The organism is Vibrio sp. YIC-376 (assembly GCF_052353105.1).
Lineage (GTDB): Bacteria > Pseudomonadota > Gammaproteobacteria > Enterobacterales > Vibrionaceae > Vibrio.
Map to the genome: position 1 here is coordinate 184,329 of NZ_JBBWFK010000006.1, position 19,549 is coordinate 203,877.

A 19,549-nucleotide genomic window follows, 5' to 3' on the forward strand; every position below is an offset into this window, starting at 1 on the left:
ATTGTGTGTTTTTTCTGAGGTGAGTATGAGTGAAGAAACGGATATTTCTCGCAGACAGTTATTAAAACTGGGGGCGGGAGCAGCAGCTGGTGTCGGAGTTCTGGCTGGAGCCGGTGGCTGGGTAAAACATCGTGTTGACGGTATTGAACAGGACGCTTTTCCAGTCGAGATTGCCGACAACTACAAATCAATGGACCAGAGAAACGTTATCCTGACTTTTGCGCTCAGCAAAAAGCTGCCAGAAAAGTTCGCTTACCGCAACCAGTCCTTCAGTAGCGATTCCGGCGGGCCTATTCTGGCGGGGGAAACACCGTTTAACTTTCAGGAAGGCTTTTTCAAATACTGGACAGCACACACCAGAGCCGATAATAACAAAATCGGCTACACACAGCTGGATTATGCGCTGGAGCAGGCATGCTGGGAAGTGATGAATCGCCTCGCCCCCATGGAGGCCGGAGGCGTCCCTAATCAGGGAATTCTGAGCTGGGATCAGTCTGATGTAGCTAAAGAACGCTACCCATTTAAGGATTCCGTTGAGAAAGTAAGCGCAATCAAAACTGCAGCGAAAACATTCGGTGCTGCGCGTGTTGGTATATGCCGCCGGGATAAACGCTGGGATTATACCCCTCTCTACGATGTAACCCAGGAGAAAGAACTATCCTGGGAAAAAGATTTCCCCTTTGAACCCAAAAGCGTCATCGTCATGCTGACCGATATGGATTATGAAGCCATGGCAACTGCTCCGGCGATTCCAGGATCAGCAACAGCAGCAATGGGCTACAGCAGAAACACCGTTCAGGCTGGTTCTATGGCCAAATTCCTTCGCGCTCTTGGTTATCAAGCCGTAGGCTCAGGTAATGACCTGGGTAACTCTGTTGCTTACGGAATCGCTGCCGGACTGGGAGAGGGAGCAAGAAACGGAGCCCTGATCGCCCCAAGACTTGGGCCCCGCGTACGTATCTCTAAAGTGTATACAGATTTGGAGCTGGATGAGGCGGCTTATGATAAGCCTCGCAGCTTCGGCATTATGGAATTTTGTGAAAACTGTAAACGCTGTGCTGAATCCTGCCCTTCTGGCGCTATCAGTATGGATGACAAGCCCTCTATGGGACCAACATATCCCGGCCATGATGATCCAAATTATAACTGGCATGGTCTGCCTGGGATGCGCAAATTCTATAATGACGCTAAAAAATGTTTCAAATTCTGGGCCGATAACGGTGGTGACTGTGGTGCCTGTATTGCCGCATGTCCTTGGAACAAACCTGACTTCTGGCATCACCGGCTTATCGACGCCTCCAACACCTTCACTGGTGGTCCTGTCCATAAACTCATGAAACAGGCGGACATACTGTTCGGATACGGAAATATCAATGACGAAAAGGCCGTCATTAAATTCTGGAAAAGTGGGATTGACGGGGATTTCACCTGAGGAGTAATCAATATGATAGGACTAATGTGGTATTTAATGGGGATGGGAACCACCGCCGCATTATGGGGATATCTGACTCTCCGTGATGCTTACAAGCTGGATCTGATCACCCATTTAGGGCTGTTGGCCGCACTTGGAATGACCTGGTTCTGTATTGGCTGGTCGTGGGCTTCTTTCGCAGAGGGTGAACCACAGTCTGGCGCCATGGGGCTGATCTGTTTCGGAATACCGGCACTGCTCTTCTCTTTATATGTCTGGCGCCGACTGACGTCATCTTCTGTCTACGCCAGATAACATACACGAAGTTGAAAGCATGAAGTTGAAACGAATACTGTCCATTTTCAGCTGGATCTCACTGGCCGTCGCGTTTGTTGTCGGCCTTATCTGGCAGCAGCCAGATTATCCTGCTCTCCTGCATCAGGCATATCCTGATACCGAAGTGACTCAGCTCCAGTCCGCTCAGGGTCCGCAATTTCTGGTGACAGAGCAGAATGGTAATATTCACCATGTAAGTCTGGGAGAAGCCTATGGCTATGGCGGCCCGATGCTGGTTGCCATTGAAGTCAGTGATAACGACAAAATATCGAACATTAAGTTAGTTAAACATGCGGAAACACCTGGATATCTAGCCCGTTTTTACCAGGGCAAATTTTTCTCCCAGTATTTAAACCGTAAAGTTAACGAACCACTGGTTCTGGGTGAAGATATTGATGGTGTCAGTGGGGCCACTTTTACTTCCAGAGGAATGACTGCCAGTATCCGGAGTGCTGCGCATTCTGTGGCGAAACAGCTTAAACTTAGTATTCCAGACCAGGAGAGCCAGTGGCAGTTTGGCTATCAGGAGCTAGCAGTGATAGTTCTGTTCATTGCGGCCGCTTCAGTCAAATTGATCCCAGGTCAATGGCGTTCTTATTACCAACAGTTGCTGGCCATCAGTTCAGTTTTGTTTATCGGCTACATTTTCAATACAGCACTGTCCATTTCATCTGTTGGTGCTCTGCTGCTTGGCTATTTCCCACCTCTGCAGGATCATCTTTTATGGTACATCCTGCTGGTAGGTGCACTGGGTTCCATTGTCTTTCTGGGGAAAAATTTGTACTGCAGTTTCATCTGCCCATTTCACTACATTCAGCGCTGGCTGCACAAAATCAGCCAATTGAATCTGGAAATACCAAACCGGCTCAAGCGGAACCTGAAGACATGGGTTAACGGATTACTGTGGTTGTCCCTGATGATGATTTTTTTATCAAGGACACCGGCGATTGGGTCGTACGAACCATTTTCGATGTTGTTTTCACTGGATGGTATAGGAATACAGTGGTATATCCTTCCTCTCAGTCTGTTTGGTTCACTGTTAGTCAACAATTTCTGGTGTCGTCTGTTCTGCCCGCTGGGAAGATTTCTCAACACCTCGCTGGAGGCACGTAATAAAACACTGAAACGGTATCAGCGTATACCGGTAAGGAACATTCCCCATGACCAAACACGGCAAAAAAACAGCTCGCACTGAGCCCATTATCACTGGAATACTGTTAAGCCTGACCTGCGGTTTAATTATTGCTTTCTGTCTGTCTCAGTTGATGGAACACCTTCCCTGGTAACCCACAATTTTATTGGCTGACCAGACAGATGAACGGCCAATAGAATCCGTTCATCTGTCACGTAAAACACCGGGGCAATCTCCCGGGAAGGCATCAGAAAAAATAAGGCCACGCCCCCAACGATAAGAACGAAGAGTCCGCGAATAAAGATTGGTACCCTATAGGAGCCACCAATTGTAAAAGGCGTAGCAGGTTCTTACCTCCTACGCCTTTTTGCAGTTAGCAATTGTGGTTCAGTTAAGAATCCAACAGAAACACTCTTCAAACTAACATGTTAGAAAGCGCCGCCTAATCGCTATATTCAAATAACATTGCTTCCATCGCTAATGAATCAGAATACGCAGCCTGCCATTTTTCTACCGCTAGGTCTTCAAACTCTGTATTAGCACATTGTCCACGATAGCGAATGCCATAACTACCCTGTTCGTACGCGCTGTCTGGTGAACAATAGCTAGATATTCCCGTTACATAGCCTTGCTTATACTGCTGGAATCCTTCTTCTCCTATATCACTTAGCGTTACAAGTTCAACCCTTGCTCGCTGATGATAGCCTTGCTGACCATCTAGCAAACCAACACTGTACCACTCGCCAGATTGCGCCAGCATAGATTGTTCTGAAATTGATGAGCACCCAATCAGGATATAGCTCAACAAAATTATGAGTGGAAATTTCACTGTAACCTCCCTGTACCAACTATTTATAAGATGTTTCGGACGACCCAAATTGAGTATAGAACATGGTGTGCTGCTGGAACTATGACTGGGAAACAAATATCGATTCCATTGAATATGTTGGAGGCAGCATGATATACACCGTAATCAAAATATTGACGCTATTTTTAATCATGCTAGAGTAGCCGTATAGACGTCTAAAGTTTAGTAAGTATAAATGGAGTTATCATGAAAAGTTTTCGTCACATTAAGCAGTTGCCTTTAATTCTTATGGCAGCACTTAGCTTAACGGCTTGTGGGCAAAAAGAAGATTCAGTCATTAAAGTTGGCGCAACGGTAGGCCCTCACGCGCAAGTTGTGGAGGCTGTCGCCAAAGCAGCCGCTAAACAAGGCCTGAAAGTAGAAGTTGTAGAATTCTCTGATTACGTTACGCCAAACGCAGCTTTAAGCGATGGAAGTATCGATATCAACAGCTATCAGCACCAGCCATTTTTAGACAACTTCAACAACAGTCATAACTCTCACTTGGTTTCTATCGGCAAATCTATTCTGATGCGCATGGGCATATACTCAAACAAGTACCACTCTCTTGATGCACTGCCTGATAATGCGCGTATCGCGATCCCGAATGATCCAACCAACGGTGGCCGTGGTCTTCTGCTGCTTTCGGATGCAGGCTTAATTAAATTAAAACAAGGTGTTGGTCATAAAGCTGCGTTGACAGACATCACTGAAAACCCGAAAGGTTTTGAGTTCATTGAAGTAGACGCTGCTCAGCTGCCAAGAACGTTAGATGATGTGGATGCCGCAGCTATTACCATGAACTACGTGATGTCATCGGGGCTTGATCCAAAGAAACAGGGTATCTACCTAGAGTCTAAAGAAGCGCCTCTTGCCGTTATGGTTATTGCGACTCGCGAAGCAGATAAAAATAAAGAAGAATACAAAAAGTTTGTTTCTATCTACCAGTCTCAGGAGATTCGTGACTTTTTGAATGAAACATTTAAGGGCACGATTGAGCCAGCGTTTTAACCATTAGAAGCAAAATGGCGCTTTACTAACCTGGCATCACTCTCGCTAGTCAGGTGGGCGGTAATATTGAAAAAGGCTCGTGGAAACATCCATGAGCCTTTGTTGTTATAGATCACTAAAGAATTGCCTCGCAGAATGGACTAAACGTGCCCCGCACTTTCTCGGCGCTCCGCTTCCAGTCTCCTCTCAAGGTATTGTTGGGTCGCTAAAACCAAATCAGGGCGATTGATAAGTTTCCAGAGAAAGTATGGCGGGATAAAGAAAATAACAAAATAAAACGACTCACTAAAAAATACCGCCGCGATAGAACTCTGATGCTCAAAAAATGCTGTTAGGGCAAAAAGATCCAGCATTACACCCAATACTCCGAAAACCACACAAACCACAATGGTTAATCCCAATAGCTCTCTTATGAAATACTTATATGCCATGGTACTAATTCCTTCTAGTAGTCGGTCAGATCAACATACTCCCCTAACCACCCTTGTAGCTTGATTATCATCAAGATCCGCTCAATACAGATAAGAACATAGTTTTATAACGCGCTGTCCCGTTAAACAAAATAGCTATAAGCAACGTGTCTCATTACTGCATTTATCGAGTGGAGAATGACGACCATTTACATGTGTATATTTGTCAAACAATAAGAAAGATTTACTCCTTCATTACTCTGAAATGACATTCTTTCTCTCTTTTAAGACTAACCTTTTAGACTCATTAGCAGTGTGAACAAAAGAGGCAATATGAAAAATTACACCTACCCTCTACTTGCGATCTCAGGTGGTCTTTTACTGACTGGCTGTAATGGCGGTGACTCTTCATCTAATACAGAAGCAGCTACTTTTTCTCTAGCGGTTTCCGATGCTCCTGTAGACGATGCGAACAAAGTCGTTTTGGCTTTTGAAGATGTAGTTTTAATCCCTTTCGATCCTGAAACAGGCGAAAAAACTGGCGATGCTATCATTATGAACGTCAGTGAAGACGGCGATTTACGTCAAGTAGACTTGATGCAATACCAAGGCAGCAACGCAGAAACCATTATCAGTGAGCAAACTATTGCACCGGGTGACTACGCAATGTGTCTGTACGCTAAAGATGGTACTCAACTGAATGACACATCGCTTTCTTACGTAGAAAAAACGGACGGTACAGTGAAAGGCCTCGTTGTGAACAGCAAAGGCAGCTGTTATGGCACTAAACCAGATACCAGCGATCAAGGCCGCTTGAAGTTCTCTCAGAAAGGTCAGTACGTGAAAGTACACACAGGCTACAACAGCTACATCGTTGAGTTTGATTTGCGTAAAGGTCTGGCAGATCCAACGGGTCAGGACCACATGAACATGAACTCTAACGCGGTAAGCTTAGTGAACGCATCTGAGGCTGGCCATATTGGTGGAGAAGTAAGCCCAGTACAATACCAAGCATGTGAAGCAGACAGTGCGGCGTGGAATGCTATCAACGATGCTCCAGCGGTACACTCTGTTTACCTGTATGCAGGTGAGATGGATCGCAGCACGATGGGTGACCTAGGTGCGCCAGCAGAATTTAGCACACCAGTTGCGATTGCTGACGTCAATGAGACGGAAGATGAACTAGGCAACGTAACGTACGACTACGAGTTCGGCTATATCGGTCCGGGTACCTACTCTATCGGTTACACGTGTACTGCATACATTGATACTCCGGATGCGCATGAAGCTTCTGAAGACGGTTTCTTGATGTATCAACACTACACACCAGTAGAAGTGGTGGCGGGTGAACTGACAGAACAAAACATCGACCCTATCCTATAGTTCTGGATAAGCGATGAATAGAAAGAGCCGCTCAGCATTGTGAGCGGCTTTATTTTTAATCAGACAAATAGTACTGCACGGTAGAAACTACACGTACTTTCTTGATATAAGGCGTGTTGCTATCACGGTCAAAAATAGAGAACTGGCCTTGTGTCGCGTTCTTTATCTTACCCAACGAGCTTTGTGAATCTTTAGCAAACTTCTCCGCTACTTCTCGCGCGTTTTTCGTCGCTTCTTCAATCATATCCGGTTTTACGTCATTCAGTTTAGTAAAGCTGTAGTCAACACGATTAGCGTAGGGATCCTGATTCAGTAATATGCCCTGTTTTCCCAGTTCTCCAATTTCATTAATTGCGGCTCTGACAACATCAATATTCTGGCTATATACCGTTACTATGCGGGAAGCAATATAACGAAACTCGATGTCTTGCTCATTACCATATTGCTGAGCTTTTCGGTCAATCACTGCTGGTGAAGAGAGAGAAATATTGGCTTCTGCCATCCCTCTTGTATTAAGAAAATCGACAATTAAACGCGTGTGCCCATCGATGTCGTCAAACATCATGTTCATGTCATTACTCGCAACAGTAAATTGAATTGGCCAAATAACGGTATCCGCCCGGTACTCTCGTTCTGACAATCCCTTCACCGTCACTACCCGCTCATAAGCTTTATATTTAATGGCGGTTTGCTGGATAAAGAACCCTAAAAGTCCGAGACCCAGTATTAAACTTAAGCCAAGCCAAAGTACCGCTTTATTGGAAAATCGCTCCATTTCGCCTCCTAATCATGCCAACTCGATATCGTTCGTACTCGATAAGATAGTCTATCTATACGGGGAAGGTGGAGACATGACACGGATTTTGTCGCACGAAACCAGGACCAGAGTGACAAATATCATTGCAGAATCGCCTCCGCCTCTGTTTAAACAACCTACGCTAATTTCGACTTACCTCGTTTTCCTGTTCAAAAAACCGTCACTCTTTTGTCACCAAAAGCTCACTATTTTGCCGCTGAACTGTCATCTGCAATTTCTACTATCCGATAAGCAACTCACACGCTGAGGTTAATATGGATAGTTCTACCCCTTTTCGTCTCCCTCGTAAAACGCCGTTTGGCATTGGTGAAAATGTCGCTGAATGGGCAACCGGATTAAGTCAACTTGATAAATTCTATGCCCAGAGACCCGTCAATGCTGATATTCAAACGTTCTTACGCTTCACGCTCTCTATCCTAGGCATCGATTATCGTATTGCCCATGGCTCATTAGATTCAGTACCAAAACAAGGCGCTACCGTGATTGTCGCCAACCATCCGCTTGGCTGTGTCGAAGGTGTCATTCTGGCAGAGTTACTGCTTATGGTTAGGGATGATATACAAATTCTGGCTAATCAATACCTTAAAACGGTTCCAGAGCTCGACCAGTTGTTTATTGGTGTTGATGTGTTTGAAGGCAAAGATGCGGTGAAATCGAACATAAAAGCACTGCGCGCCGCAAACAAACATCTTGCTAATGGTGGTCTATTGCTGGTTTTCCCTGCGGGTGAAGTATCGCAATTGGTTGATTCAAAGCAGCAGCGTATTGAAGACAAAGAATGGAGTCGCAGCGTCAGTAGCTTGATTCGCAAGAATAAAGCCACAACGGTTCCGGTATTTATTAACGGCCAAAACTCGAAGCGCTTCTACATGGCAGGCAAAATTCATCCTTTGCTAAGAACCTTGATGCTAGGAAGAGAGCTGCTTAATAAGAATGCTCAGACGATCGAGTTATCATTTGGACAGGCGATTAAATTTAAAGAGCTGAGTAACCTCAGCGATGATCAGGTGGTCAATTATTTACGACTCAATACCTACCTGCTTAACCGCGATTCCAGTGCAACTCAACAAGTGGCTTTCACCGATAACTCACTTCCCATCGCGGCAGGGTTACCAGTAAGCCAATTGCTCGAAGAGCTGCACAGCTTACCTAAAGAAGCCAAACTTCTCGAAAGTGGTGAGTTTGAAGTGTACTGCACTGCCGCTGAGCAGATCCCATCCCTGCTGCATGAGATAGGCCGCCTGCGCGAATACAATTTCCGTCAGGTTGGAGAAGGTACAGGGCAAGCGATCGATATTGATCATTTCGATCACGACTATTTACACCTGTTTGTATGGGATCGAGAGAACCAATGCATGGTTGGTGCGTACCGTCTTGGTTTGGTGGATAAATTGCTGGCGAAGCAAGGCGTTGAAGGGTTGTACTCTCGCACCCTTTTCAACTATGACCAACGCTTTCTCGATAAAATGGGTAAATCCATTGAGATGGGACGCTCAGTCATTGCCGAGCAATACCAAAAGAGCATGAGTGCTTTGCTACTTCTATGGAAAGGCATTGCGACATTCGTGCATAGGAACCCAGAGTACACTCATCTTTTTGGGCCAGTCAGTATCAGCAACGACTACAGTCAGACCGCACGTCAATTGCTGGCGCAGTCGATGACACTGCATCACTACGACAACGCCTGTGCAGAGCACGTCACACCGTCCAATCCATTGCCCGAGAACAATCTGAATTGGAATACAAGCATGCTCACCGCTTTGGGTGATTTACAGTTGCTATCGCGTGTGATCGCTCGAATCGATGAAGGAAAAGGCGTTCCGGTATTGTTACGCCAATACCTAAGTCTGAATGGGAAATTGGTCTGCTTTAATGTCGATCCTGCGTTTAACAATGCATTGGATGGTTTGATTATGGTTGATCTTAGAAACGTTCCACTCAAAACACTTGGGAGATATATGGGGACAAACCAAGCAGAGGTTTACCTAAAATCCCATGGTGTTGATATCGAGATCAGATAATTACTTCTCTGACTCAAGTGCTGCAAGACTATGGCAGCACTTTTGTCGCGCTTACCACAGAACAAGTCTATCGATTGCAAACCTACCCGCCAATTTCTGAGTTATTAAGCCCAATATATAACGAGATAAACTAGAAACGAGCAATGAGTTATGTGCTTATCTTTAAATGTAAATCACCTACTCCCTGGTTTTTTCATAAAGAAAAACAACATTAAATATTACAAATACATATCCATAAAAACCGTAAAAACCTGATCGAAATTAAGAGTTTTAGGTAATTTTTCGCTCAAAAAACTGGCAAACACGCCACTCTTATTTTACAATAAAAAATAAGATATCAACTTCATCAAATTGCCACCTATAGGAAAAGACAAATGAGACTAATTCCTCTAAATAATGCTGCACAAGTAGGTAAATGGGCTGCTCGCCATATTGCAAACAAGATCAATACATTTAAACCAACTGCGGATCGTCCATTTGTACTTGGCCTTCCTACAGGTGGAACACCATTAACAACATACAAAGAGCTAATTGCCTTATATGAAGCAGGCGAAGTAAGCTTCAAACATGTAGTGACATTCAACATGGATGAATATGTAGGTATTGATCCCAGCCACCCAGAGTCTTACCGTACATTCATGTACACCAACTTCTTCAATCACGTAGACATCCAAGAAGAGAACATCAACCTTCTTGATGGTCAGGCAGAAGATATAGATGCACACTGCGCAGCATACGAAGAGAAGATTAAATCATACGGAAAAATCAATCTTTTTATGGGTGGGGTAGGCATTGATGGTCATATCGCATTTAATGAACCTAGTTCTTCTCTATCATCTCGTACACGCATTAAAACGTTAACAGAAGATACTCGTATTGCTAACTCTCGTTTCTTCGGCAACGATATTAACCAAGTACCAAAATACGCTCTAACTATTGGTGTAGCCACGCTGTTAGATGCAGAAGAAGTGATGATTCTTTCCCTAGGTCACAATAAAGCACTTGCACTACAAATGGCCGTTGAAGGCAGCGTTAACCACATGTGGACAGTAACCGCGCTACAAATGCATCGTAAGGCAATCATTGTTGCAGATGAAGATGCCCAACAGGAGCTCAAAGTGAAAACGCTACGTTACTTCAAAGAACTAGAAAAAGATAATATCCAAGGACTTTAATTAAACCTCTATTCTAGTGAATTATATCTAAGAAAAACCACTTCCATATGAGGTGGTTTTTATATCTAGATGGATTCAACACTAGCGAATTCAAATCTAACAAAGTAGAGTACCCCCCTTATTAACCGCATTTAAAGTATGGAAATGTATGCTATTGGACGACATCACCCAGATCATAGAATTCACTGACTCCGATCACCTCTCTCAAGCGTTGGATATCTTTAACGATAAAGGGGCAGTGCATTCAAATCACTTACCTTTTCTCAATATTATCTACGCTAAAGCCAGTAATTTGGTATTGGAAAAACTTACCAGTATTGGGTTTAAGGGAAACGCTCAATGCACGCCAACCCATTGTGGTGACTACATCATTTTTGATGCAAACCAATTTAGCGTTGAAGAAGCCCTCTCTCTTTTCGAATAGCCCTTTCACATTAACGAGTTAACTTTGAAGCCATGAAGACTGAACAAAACACCCATGTTAGCCAAGAGGTTCTACCACTTCTTGGGGCAACATTGATCGCAATCCAAAAAGTAGAGTTTGCACTATACAGTGCTTTCCAACCACTGTGTAAACAGTCTCGCTGTAAGGATATTCAAGTTTTAGGGAAGATGACATCTAACCAATTTTTAAAAGGTACAACTACTGAGATCCAACCTACATTGCAGATCTTACAACACGAATTGACTGACAATCTGCCGATGCCGATTAACGAGATTTCACAGTTTATTTATAAAAGAAACCTTATCACTCACCACTTCTGGCAGTTAACAGACACACAAATAAAAGGCACAGAAAAACTCTCTAAGCCTGTGCCATTTTTAAAAGAGCTCTTGGCTCAGTGTGATGAATGGATGCAACAAATTAAAAACGCGAGTCTGAAGTCTGCCTAAAAATCTGAACTTTACAGCAAAATAAACAAATCGAAAGTGATGCTGACAGCGAGCGCTTTAAGAAGTGAGAGCGTTATCTTTAGATAACTGCTGATGTATATCGTTAACTGCGAGTACAATAGTGGAGCGCACTCTTTGGAAATGTCTGTCTAAAAACATCGATTTCATTTCATTATTCAGCCCCTCGACTAATTCTGGAGAATAGTCGATGGGCATTATTTTTTGTATCGCGTGAATTCGATTAAGCTCAAAGATAATATCTTGATCCCAAAAATTCACCTCTCCTTCCTGAACTTTGACCCACTCTTTTAATGTGACAAACACTTCAATGTCGTCGTATGTCTCTTTGTTGATCACACCCAAACCAAGCAAAAGTTTAATACGAACAAGAGTTTCCCCCAAAGGACCGTTGCCTGAAAGCAGAGGGTCTACGACGAACTTCACCGCATAATCATCTTTGTAGAAGATGCTCTTTAACACCGCATCGAGCATGTCTTCCAACACATCATACGCACATAACAAACACTCCGCAGCATTAGCAGATCCGGCAAGTTCTTCTAGTAATTCCGATTCGTTATTTGAGTATATTGGCATGACTTCTTCAAAAGGAAAACGTGCCACATTAGTGGCACTGTTGTATTCCATCATTACATGATTGCGTTATAGGCTTGTTCGGCTAGTTTAACAACTTCTGAGTCAACATTCAGCTCAGAATAGTGTGCTAATGTCTGAGCAAATCCTTTTTCTGCGAACATGCTCTGCAATTCTACCGCCTGTGGATCATCGTCATTCTTATAGTGGAATGCCGCAGCTATACCTTTAATTAGATGCTTGTTCGGTAAACCGTATTCTAAGGTACCATTCAGAGGCTTAATCAATCGATCTTGAGGGCTCAACTTACGAATTGGTTGGCGACCAACGCGATCTACCTCATCACGCAAGTAAGGGTTAGCGAAGCGACCCAAAATTTTCTCGATGTACGCCGCGTGAGCCTCTGGATCAAAGCCATAGCGCTTAACAAGAACTGCACCACTCTCTTGCATCGCCGCTTTTACTTGCGCGCGAATATCAGGATCTTCAATGGAGTCTTTGATGGTCTCGTACCCGGCCAATACGCCTAAGTAAGCTGTTATCAGATGGCCAGTATTGAGAGTAAACAACTTACGCTCAATAAAAGCCATTAGGTTATCTGTGCATTCCATGCCGGGGATGTTTGGAATCTCACCTTTGAATTGTGTTTGGTCAACAATCCACTCACTAAACGTCTCTACCGTTACCGCCAAAGGATCAGTTTCGCCAGCTTCAGCCGGAGGTACGATGCGATCTACCGCAGAATCCACAAAGCCAATGTTCTCTTCAGTGAACGCCTTCATTTCATCAGATAAATGTTCAAGTACCGCTGCTTTTAGCTGGCTTGTACCTCTCACCATGTTCTCTGCCGCTATGATGTTCATTGGCCTTACGTTACCTGAGGCCGCACGTTTTTCAATTCCCTTAGCAATCGATTTTGAGATAATCTTTAGTACCGTTGGACCAACTGCCGTTGTGATTAAATCAGACTCAGCAATACAATCAATAACTGCGTCGGTCGCCGAATTCACGGCGGTAACGTTCTTCACGATCTCAACAACGCACTCTTCACCAACGATTTTTACTGGGTATTCCTTACGCTCAATTAGAGCGTTAACTACTGTTTCGTTAACGTCTGCAAATGTTACTTCCATGCCTGCATCGGAGAGCAATTTACCGATAAAGCCACGACCAATATTACCTGCACCAAAATGTAACGCTTTCATAATAGTAACCTTTCAACTGTTAAATCCAGATAGATGATGACTTAACGACATACTTCTAAACCTTCAGCTATCAAGACTAAAAAAGAGGCCAGTGAGGGGGTACTGGCCTCGTTCACTCAGGAGCTAAACTGAAGCCACACTATGCATTGAGAATGTCCAGTACATCTTGTTTATTGGACGTGTTCTGTAACTTCTCAACGGCCGCTTCATCATCAAGTGAATTGGTAATCGCCATTAATACCATGTTGTGTTCATCACCTTGGGCTGCGATGCCGATGACCATCTTGGCAATATCATCTTCCTCTTCACCCCATTGAATTCCCTCAGGGTATTGACAGAATACAATGCCGGTTTTCTTGACGAACTGTTTTGCTTCAATGGTTCCGTGCGGTACTGCAATTGATTCCCCGAGGTAGGTAGACACCATTTCTTCACGGGCAAACATACCGGCAACATATTCAGGTGTAACATTACCTAATTTGACTAATTGCTCACCTGCAAACTTAATCGCCTCTTCCTTGGATTTGGCTTTTAGTCCGAGGAATACACTGTCGTTAGTTAGCGTGAACGTCTGTTCCTTTTCCTCTGTTTTCTCGGCTTGCACTGCCGGTGTCTCTGGCTTTTTTACAGAGCTACTCTTTGCTTCAACAAGTTTTGCAACTAGGTTGTCGTACACTGTTCCATCTAGGAAGTTGTTAAGAGATATGTGCATAGCACTCACTGCATGGGTACGTGCACGGTCCGTCAAATCTTTGTGGGTCACAACAATTTGAGAGTCGCTTGGCAAGTTGTTAATTGCCAGGTTCGTTACATCAATATTTAGACCTGCAGCTTGCACTTTTTTGCGTAGCAGACCCGCACCCATAGCGCTTGAACCCATACCGGCATCACAAGCTACGTAAATAGATGTCACTGTTGCAGAATCAATAGAAAAGTCCGCTGCTGCTTGGCCTTTAGATGCTGCTTTCATATCGTGCATGGCTGCAGACGCTTTATCTAGAGAATCTTCCTCATCTGTTGCTTTCGATGTTTTCATCAGTAGTGAAGCTACAAGGAACGACACTGTTGCAGCAGCAATGACCGATAGAACTACACCAGCGTAAGCACCTTTAGGCGTCATCAATAGTACAGCGAAGATTGATCCTGGAGACGCTGGAGAAATAAGACCTGACCCGAACATCACGTTTGTAAACACACCCGTCATACCACCAGCGATAACTGCAAGGATTAGGCGTGGGTTCATCAGTACATATGGGAAATAAATTTCGTGGATACCACCTAAGAAGTGGATGATAGATGCACCCGCTGCGGACTGCTTAGCATTACCTTTACCAAACGCCATATAAGCTAGTAGAAGACCGAGACCAGGACCTGGGTTTGCTTCGATAAGGAAGAAGATTGAACGACCTAGCTCTTCAGACTGTTGGATACCTAAAGGAGAGAAGATACCGTGGTTAATCGCATTGTTTAGGAACAAGATTTTCGCAGGTTCAACAAAGATTGAAGCAAGTGGAAGAGCGCCAGCTTCAACCATAATGTTTACGCCTGCAGCCAATGCGCTAGATAAGATTTTTACCGCAGGGCCAATAATGTAGAAAGCTAGAATGGCAAGGATCATACCGATGATACCTGCAGAGAAGTTATTAACTAGCATTTCAAAGCCGCTTTTCACTTTTCCGTGAACCGACTCATCGAATTTCTTAATCGCGTAACCGCCTAGTGGACCAACGATCATAGCCCCCATGAACATAGGGATGTCAGTACCGACAATCACACCCATTGTAGTAATGGCACCAACAACCGCGCCACGGTCGCCGCCGACCATCTTACCGCCAGTGTAACCAATCAGTAATGGCAGTAGGAACTTAATCATTGGGCCAACCAGTGATGCCAATGTTTCGTTTGGCAACCACCCTGTTGGAATAAAGAGCGCAGTAATGAAACCCCAGGCAATAAATGCACCGATGTTTGGCATTACCATGTTGGATAGAAAACGACCAAAGTTTTGGACTTTGATCTTAGCTTCTGGTGATAACATAGGGAGACCTCAATTTTTATATTGGATGACCAAACTGGTCCAAAGAATTTCTTTAAAAGTCGATTAAAATGTATCACAACATTTCTAAAAGGCACTCCCACCCAATATTTAGTGACAAAACTCACACTAATAAATTCACCACACCAAGACGATGTTGACACACTTCACACTTAAGCACTGTCAGTAAATTACAACCGCAAATTGATGATAACGGATATCATTCAATGATGACAAAGATCACAACAAACACCTCCGCCCACCTAAAATTTATAGTGATGAATATCTCACTTCTGTTATTTATTAAATTTTATCGCACAAACTTAGTTCAATAGATGTGCTAAAACAGTTCAATTTTTCACCAACACGCACTTGCAACCCCCAGTATGTAATAAAATTACAAAGAAGAGTTCATCAAAAGTTCATGCCAATTTCGTTTAAGATTGGAGTAGGAAGAAGGATATAAATGACAGGTAAAACCGCGTTGTTTGATATGGATGGATTAGTATTTGAGACTGCCCCCATCTCCCAACCGAGTCGGCACAATGAGTTACAGATGGATATAAGAAAACGGCTATCTAAATTGAGTCCATCTCTGGACGGGAACGGGCAGACCGCAACGTGATTTGGAATTTTGTACTTTGGTCCTTCGACTCACTTATCTCACCCTCATATGCCTGCACGATGGATTGAGTTATAGACACTCCTAATCCAGCACCAATGCTACCTGAGTATTGGAGGGACTTATCTACCCGATAAAATAGATCGAATAGGTACGGTAAAGACTTCATCGTTGCGATGAATCAGTTTGTTCTCAGCCTTCGCAATGTAAAGCAAATCATTGATGGTTTTCGTGATTCGATTCAGCGCGTGAACAGACATCGATTTGAAAGTGTTGAGTTCAGATAACGCCTTAGCGTAAGCCTCATCCGATGTCGACGCCAATGCAACCGAGATCATTTTCATCTCCTCGGCGCTCCTGTAGATTCCATTATTGAAGATTGTGACAGACTCACCCTTTCAGAAAATTGACATTTGGGTCATAAGCCCTAAAGCCTTCTGATTCATTGACCAACCGTGGTGCATTAACGTTCAACAAGGTAATAAAAAACGGCACATACTCTCGCATGTGCCGTTTGTGATTTTATATTCTAACTAGTCTTATTCAACCGTTACCGCTTTCGCTAGGTTACGTGGTTGGTCTACATCAGTTCCTTTGATTAATGCAACATAGTAAGACAGCAACTGCATAGGTACTGTGTAGAAAATAGGTGCTGTGATTTCACTGACATGTGGCATTGGTATAATCTTCAAAGTCTCGTCCGCTTCAAAGCCAGCTTTTTCATCAGCAAATACATAAAGTAAACCGCCACGAGCCCGAACTTCTTCAACGTTTGATTTCAATTTTTCAAGCAAGTCGTTATTCGGAGCAATAACCACTACTGGCATGTCAGCATCAATAAGCGCTAGCGGGCCATGTTTCAATTCACCTGCCGCATAAGCTTCAGCGTGAATGTATGAAATTTCTTTCAATTTAAGTGCGGCTTCCATTGCGATTGGGTAGAACTCACCACGACCTAAGAATAGTGTGTGGTGTTTATCTGCGAAATCCTCAGCCAATGCTTCGATTTGCTTATCAAACGCTAGAATGCTTTCAATTTGTACAGGAAGAGCATGAATCGCTTCTACGATTTCAGCTTCTTTCACTTTATCAATTCGTCCTTGCTCTTTACCAATCGCAGTAACTAACATCAACATAGCTGCTAATTGAGTAGTGAAAGCTTTAGTAGACGCAACCCCAATCTCAGTACCAGCGCGAGTCATAAAGGCAATATCAGACTCACGCACCAGAGATGAACCTGATACGTTACAGATAGTCATTGCGGCCATGTAACCTTTCTCTTTAGCAATGCGCAAGGCAGCCAGTGTATCTGCAGTTTCACCAGACTGAGATAAGGTGATCAAAAGGCTGTTTGGACGAGTCACAAATTTGCGGTAACGGAACTCCGATGCAATCTCTACGTCACAACTAACGCCAGCGATGTCTTCAAACCAGTAGCGAGCAGCCATACCAGAGTTGTAAGATGTTCCACACGCAATGATCTGCACGTGCTCAACTTTGCTCAAGATGTCTGAGGCATTCACACCGATCGCATCCGTCACAACCGAATTAGAAGTAATACGGCCTTCCATTGTGTTGATCAACGCTTTTGGTTGCTCGTAAATTTCTTTTTGCATAAAGTGACGGTACTGACCTTTATCACCTGCATCGTGTTCTGCGTTGGATTCAGTGATTTCACGTTCAACGCGCTCACCTCTTGCATCAACTACAGTCACTTCGCGACGAGTGATTTCTGCTACATCCCCCTCTTCCAGGTACATGAAACGACGGGTTACGCTCAGCAGTGCCAACTGATCTGAAGCCAGGAAGTTTTCACCTACACCAAAGCCGATAACAATCGGGCTACCAGAACGCGCAACGACGATGCGAGAAGGATCTTTACGATCCAGAGCAACCGTACCGTATGCACCTTCAAGTTGCTTCGCGGTTTTTTGTACCGCTTCAAGAAGAGTTTCCGAAGTGCGAAGCTCCCATTCAACAAGGTGAGCGATAACTTCTGTGTCCGTTTGAGATTCAAATACGTAGCCACGTGCACGCAATATTTCACGAAGTTCTTCATAGTTCTCGATGATGCCGTTATGAACGACAGCAATATCACCAGACATATGTGGGTGCGCATTGGTTTCTGAAGGTTCGCCATGTGTTGCCCAACGCGTGTGTGCAATGCCAGTTCCGCCAGCCACTTTTTCTTGTTCAACCGCGTCAGCCAGCTCTTGTACTTTACCTAAGCGACGAACACGCGTCAGGTTAGACTCGGAGTCAACAATCGCAACGCCCGCAGAATCATAACCACGGTATTCCAAACGACGTAGACCTTCGACCAAAATTTCTGCAACATCTCGTTGTGCCACTGCACCTACGATTCCACACATGTGTTTTTCTCCGTTTGTAGTTTTGTTCTTCCCTAGCCATCAGTTCACATAAAGGCAGCAAGCAAAGGCCTGTATATGAGGGAAGTAAAATTTGAAGTTGTTAGTTTGAATATCAGTTTGTCAGGCGCAAATCACTTTCACGCCATGTTGTTCTATCTGTAACTTATGTTCGGCTTGTATCTCTGAATCGGTCACCAGAACATCGATTTGCAGCCAGGCAAGTTCAAGGTTCGGGATCTTGCGACCTATTTTTTCAGACTCGATCATCACAATCACTTCTCGAGAAACTTCCGCCATCACCTTACTCAAACCGACCAACTCGTTGAATGTGGTGGTACCGCGCTCTAAGTCGATGCCATCAGCACCAATAAAAAGCTGGTCAAAGTCATAGGCTCTTAATACAGATTCGGCCACTTTGCCTTGGAAGGATTCTGAGTGAGTGTCCCACGTTCCTCCCGTCATCAGCAGGGTTGGTTCACTCTCTAATTCATTTAGTGCGTTGGCTACATGCAATGAGTTAGTCATGACGACTAAGCCACGCTTGTCATTTAACTGCTGGATTAACGCTGCAGTTGTGCTGCCACTGTCTATGACAATGCGATTGTGGTCCCGAATCAGGGATGCTGCCGCTTTTGCCAAACCAAGCTTTCGAGTCGAAACATTTTGGCCCATTTCTTCATGAATAACTTCCGTCGGGATAGCTATCGCTCCACCATAACGACGAAGAAGTTGACCATTTTTTTCTAAAGAAGCTAAGTCTTTTCTAATCGTGACTTCTGAGGTTTCAAATTTGTGCGCCAGTTCATCAACACTGACTTCTCCCCGTTCAGAAACCAAGTTAGAAATGGCGTGCCTTCTTAGCTGGGTGTTTCGTTTCGACATTTAGGTTTTAATTTTTAGTTTCGATTTGAAAGTTATTATAGTTAAAACGAAACTTTTATGTCCATTTATTTCGATCCAAAAAATTAATATTTCTCGATAAAACCTTGTCCTAAGACAATTCTTAAACAGTGATATTGGATTCATTAGGTGGTAGAATTCGCAACCGAAAAGAAAAAAAATTACAGAAATGACGGCTACTTTTTTGCACCTTTCTGCATATAAAGCGGGGTTAGTCACAAAAAGGTAACCAAAATCGCCGATCTTTTAGTCATAAAATGACTAAACTTGGTGAAAGACTTTCAGAATCTGACGTTAATAAATGTGGTGGAAAATCGGTAGATGGCAGGCACAAAATGCCCTCATACACACCCTAACGTCAGAGTAAATAACCGACTTTCAAATTGT

Annotated in this window: 17 protein-coding genes and 1 pseudogene; 9 read left to right on the plus strand and 9 right to left on the minus strand. The window is 43.9% G+C overall.

The features are described 5' to 3' along the window. Window positions 1-25: 25 nt before the first annotated feature. Genes WJM94_RS13200 through WJM94_RS13210 form a run of 3 tightly spaced genes read left to right on the plus strand, consistent with a single transcriptional unit; the run spans window position 26 to window position 2,942 of the window. Window positions 26-1,432 (plus strand): reductive dehalogenase, encoded by a 1,407-nt coding sequence (locus WJM94_RS13200; protein ID WP_444494674.1) that lies wholly within the window; start codon window positions 26-28, stop codon window positions 1,430-1,432. Between the two features lie 12 nt (window positions 1,433-1,444). After that, on the plus strand, window positions 1,445-1,726 hold the full coding sequence (locus WJM94_RS13205; protein WP_444494675.1) for a tetrachloroethene dehalogenase: 282 nt from the start codon (window positions 1,445-1,447) through the stop codon (window positions 1,724-1,726). Between the two features lie 19 nt (window positions 1,727-1,745). Continuing rightward, a complete protein-coding gene (locus WJM94_RS13210) occupies window positions 1,746-2,942 on the plus strand; it encodes an FMN-binding protein (protein ID WP_444494676.1) in 1,197 nt (398 codons plus the stop codon). A 379-nt stretch (window positions 2,943-3,321) separates the two neighbouring features. On the opposite strand, the gene WJM94_RS13215 is transcribed toward WJM94_RS13210, so the two are convergent. Then, on the minus strand, window positions 3,322-3,708 hold the full coding sequence (locus WJM94_RS13215; RefSeq protein ID WP_444494677.1) for a DUF2799 domain-containing protein: 387 nt from the start codon (window positions 3,706-3,708) through the stop codon (window positions 3,322-3,324). A 225-nt stretch (window positions 3,709-3,933) separates the two neighbouring features. Here WJM94_RS13215 and WJM94_RS13220 point away from each other — a divergent pair, with 225 nt between their 5' ends. Continuing rightward, window positions 3,934-4,737 (plus strand): MetQ/NlpA family ABC transporter substrate-binding protein, encoded by an 804-nt coding sequence (locus WJM94_RS13220; RefSeq protein ID WP_444494678.1) that lies wholly within the window; start codon window positions 3,934-3,936, stop codon window positions 4,735-4,737. Window positions 4,738-4,877: 140 nt separating this feature from the next. On the opposite strand, the gene WJM94_RS13225 is transcribed toward WJM94_RS13220, so the two are convergent. Further along, window positions 4,878-5,168, minus strand: a complete 291-nt coding sequence (locus WJM94_RS13225; RefSeq protein WP_444494679.1) for a D-fructose-6-phosphate amidotransferase — start codon at window positions 5,166-5,168, stop codon at window positions 4,878-4,880. A gap of 312 nt (window positions 5,169-5,480) precedes the next feature. On the opposite strand from WJM94_RS13225, the gene WJM94_RS13230 reads away from it, so the two are divergent. After that, complete coding sequence (locus tag WJM94_RS13230; RefSeq protein WP_444494680.1) at window positions 5,481-6,530, plus strand: DUF4382 domain-containing protein; 1,050 nt, start codon at window positions 5,481-5,483, stop codon at window positions 6,528-6,530. A gap of 55 nt (window positions 6,531-6,585) precedes the next feature. Here the strand turns inward: WJM94_RS13230 and WJM94_RS13235 are convergent, their stop codons facing one another. Further along, on the minus strand, window positions 6,586-7,305 hold the full coding sequence (locus WJM94_RS13235) for an SIMPL domain-containing protein (RefSeq protein ID WP_444494681.1): 720 nt from the start codon (window positions 7,303-7,305) through the stop codon (window positions 6,586-6,588). Between the two features lie 296 nt (window positions 7,306-7,601). On the opposite strand from WJM94_RS13235, the gene WJM94_RS13240 reads away from it, so the two are divergent. The 4 genes from WJM94_RS13240 to WJM94_RS13255 all read left to right on the plus strand — a co-directional run bounded on the left by WJM94_RS13240 (window position 7,602) and on the right by WJM94_RS13255 (window position 11,437). Beyond that, entirely contained in the window at window positions 7,602-9,368 is a 1,767-nt protein-coding gene (locus tag WJM94_RS13240; protein WP_444494682.1) for a lysophospholipid acyltransferase family protein, read from the plus strand. A gap of 374 nt (window positions 9,369-9,742) precedes the next feature. Beyond that, complete coding sequence (gene nagB, locus WJM94_RS13245) at window positions 9,743-10,543, plus strand: glucosamine-6-phosphate deaminase (protein ID WP_444494683.1); 801 nt, start codon at window positions 9,743-9,745, stop codon at window positions 10,541-10,543. Between the two features lie 148 nt (window positions 10,544-10,691). Then, window positions 10,692-10,967 carry a hypothetical protein gene (locus WJM94_RS13250; protein WP_444494684.1) on the plus strand — a complete coding sequence of 92 codons (276 nt, stop codon included), beginning with the start codon at window positions 10,692-10,694 and terminating at the stop codon, window positions 10,965-10,967. Between the two features lie 32 nt (window positions 10,968-10,999). Next, the gene (locus WJM94_RS13255) at window positions 11,000-11,437 is read left to right on the plus strand and encodes a glucosamine-6-phosphate deaminase (protein ID WP_444494685.1); all 438 of its coding nucleotides are present in this window, start codon (window positions 11,000-11,002) and stop codon (window positions 11,435-11,437) included. Window positions 11,438-11,494: 57 nt separating this feature from the next. On the opposite strand, the gene WJM94_RS13260 is transcribed toward WJM94_RS13255, so the two are convergent. The 6 genes and pseudogenes from WJM94_RS13260 to WJM94_RS13285 form a co-directional block, all read right to left on the minus strand. Further along, complete coding sequence (locus WJM94_RS13260; protein WP_444494821.1) at window positions 11,495-12,031, minus strand: MltR family transcriptional regulator; 537 nt, start codon at window positions 12,029-12,031, stop codon at window positions 11,495-11,497. 53 nt (window positions 12,032-12,084) lie between these two features. Further along, on the minus strand, window positions 12,085-13,233 hold the full coding sequence (locus WJM94_RS13265) for a mannitol-1-phosphate 5-dehydrogenase (RefSeq protein ID WP_444494686.1): 1,149 nt from the start codon (window positions 13,231-13,233) through the stop codon (window positions 12,085-12,087). Window positions 13,234-13,372: 139 nt separating this feature from the next. After that, complete coding sequence (locus tag WJM94_RS13270) at window positions 13,373-15,271, minus strand: PTS mannitol transporter subunit IICBA (protein WP_444494687.1); 1,899 nt, start codon at window positions 15,269-15,271, stop codon at window positions 13,373-13,375. A gap of 575 nt (window positions 15,272-15,846) precedes the next feature. Next, a pseudogene (locus WJM94_RS13275) lies at window positions 15,847-16,147 on the minus strand (hypothetical protein); the annotation flags it as partial. Between the two features lie 282 nt (window positions 16,148-16,429). Further along, a complete protein-coding gene (gene glmS / locus WJM94_RS13280) occupies window positions 16,430-18,262 on the minus strand; it encodes a glutamine--fructose-6-phosphate transaminase (isomerizing) (protein WP_444494688.1) in 1,833 nt (610 codons plus the stop codon). A gap of 120 nt (window positions 18,263-18,382) precedes the next feature. Beyond that, entirely contained in the window at window positions 18,383-19,144 is a 762-nt protein-coding gene (locus WJM94_RS13285) for a DeoR/GlpR family DNA-binding transcription regulator (RefSeq protein ID WP_444494689.1), read from the minus strand. Window positions 19,145-19,549 lie beyond the last annotated feature (405 nt).

What these genes read in the sequence shown, in the direction of transcription:
- WJM94_RS13200 (WP_444494674.1), top strand. Translation starts at nt 26, where the DNA reads ATGAGTGAAGAAACGGATATTTCTCGCAGACAGTTATTAAAACTGGGG.
- WJM94_RS13205 (WP_444494675.1), top strand. Translation starts at nt 1,445, where the DNA reads ATGATAGGACTAATGTGGTATTTAATGGGGATGGGAACCACCGCCGCA.
- WJM94_RS13210 (WP_444494676.1), top strand. Translation starts at nt 1,746, where the DNA reads ATGAAGTTGAAACGAATACTGTCCATTTTCAGCTGGATCTCACTGGCC.
- WJM94_RS13220 (WP_444494678.1), top strand. Translation starts at nt 3,934, where the DNA reads ATGAAAAGTTTTCGTCACATTAAGCAGTTGCCTTTAATTCTTATGGCA.
- WJM94_RS13225 (WP_444494679.1), bottom strand. Translation starts at nt 5,168, where the DNA reads ATGGCATATAAGTATTTCATAAGAGAGCTATTGGGATTAACCATTGTG.
- WJM94_RS13230 (WP_444494680.1), top strand. Translation starts at nt 5,481, where the DNA reads ATGAAAAATTACACCTACCCTCTACTTGCGATCTCAGGTGGTCTTTTA.
- WJM94_RS13235 (WP_444494681.1), bottom strand. Translation starts at nt 7,305, where the DNA reads ATGGAGCGATTTTCCAATAAAGCGGTACTTTGGCTTGGCTTAAGTTTA.
- WJM94_RS13240 (WP_444494682.1), top strand. Translation starts at nt 7,602, where the DNA reads ATGGATAGTTCTACCCCTTTTCGTCTCCCTCGTAAAACGCCGTTTGGC.
- nagB (WP_444494683.1), top strand. Translation starts at nt 9,743, where the DNA reads ATGAGACTAATTCCTCTAAATAATGCTGCACAAGTAGGTAAATGGGCT.
- WJM94_RS13250 (WP_444494684.1), top strand. Translation starts at nt 10,692, where the DNA reads ATGCTATTGGACGACATCACCCAGATCATAGAATTCACTGACTCCGAT.
- WJM94_RS13255 (WP_444494685.1), top strand. Translation starts at nt 11,000, where the DNA reads ATGAAGACTGAACAAAACACCCATGTTAGCCAAGAGGTTCTACCACTT.
- WJM94_RS13260 (WP_444494821.1), bottom strand. Translation starts at nt 12,031, where the DNA reads ATGCCAATATACTCAAATAACGAATCGGAATTACTAGAAGAACTTGCC.
- WJM94_RS13265 (WP_444494686.1), bottom strand. Translation starts at nt 13,233, where the DNA reads ATGAAAGCGTTACATTTTGGTGCAGGTAATATTGGTCGTGGCTTTATC.
- WJM94_RS13270 (WP_444494687.1), bottom strand. Translation starts at nt 15,271, where the DNA reads ATGTTATCACCAGAAGCTAAGATCAAAGTCCAAAACTTTGGTCGTTTT.
- glmS (WP_444494688.1), bottom strand. Translation starts at nt 18,262, where the DNA reads ATGTGTGGAATCGTAGGTGCAGTGGCACAACGAGATGTTGCAGAAATT.
- WJM94_RS13285 (WP_444494689.1), bottom strand. Translation starts at nt 19,144, where the DNA reads ATGTCGAAACGAAACACCCAGCTAAGAAGGCACGCCATTTCTAACTTG.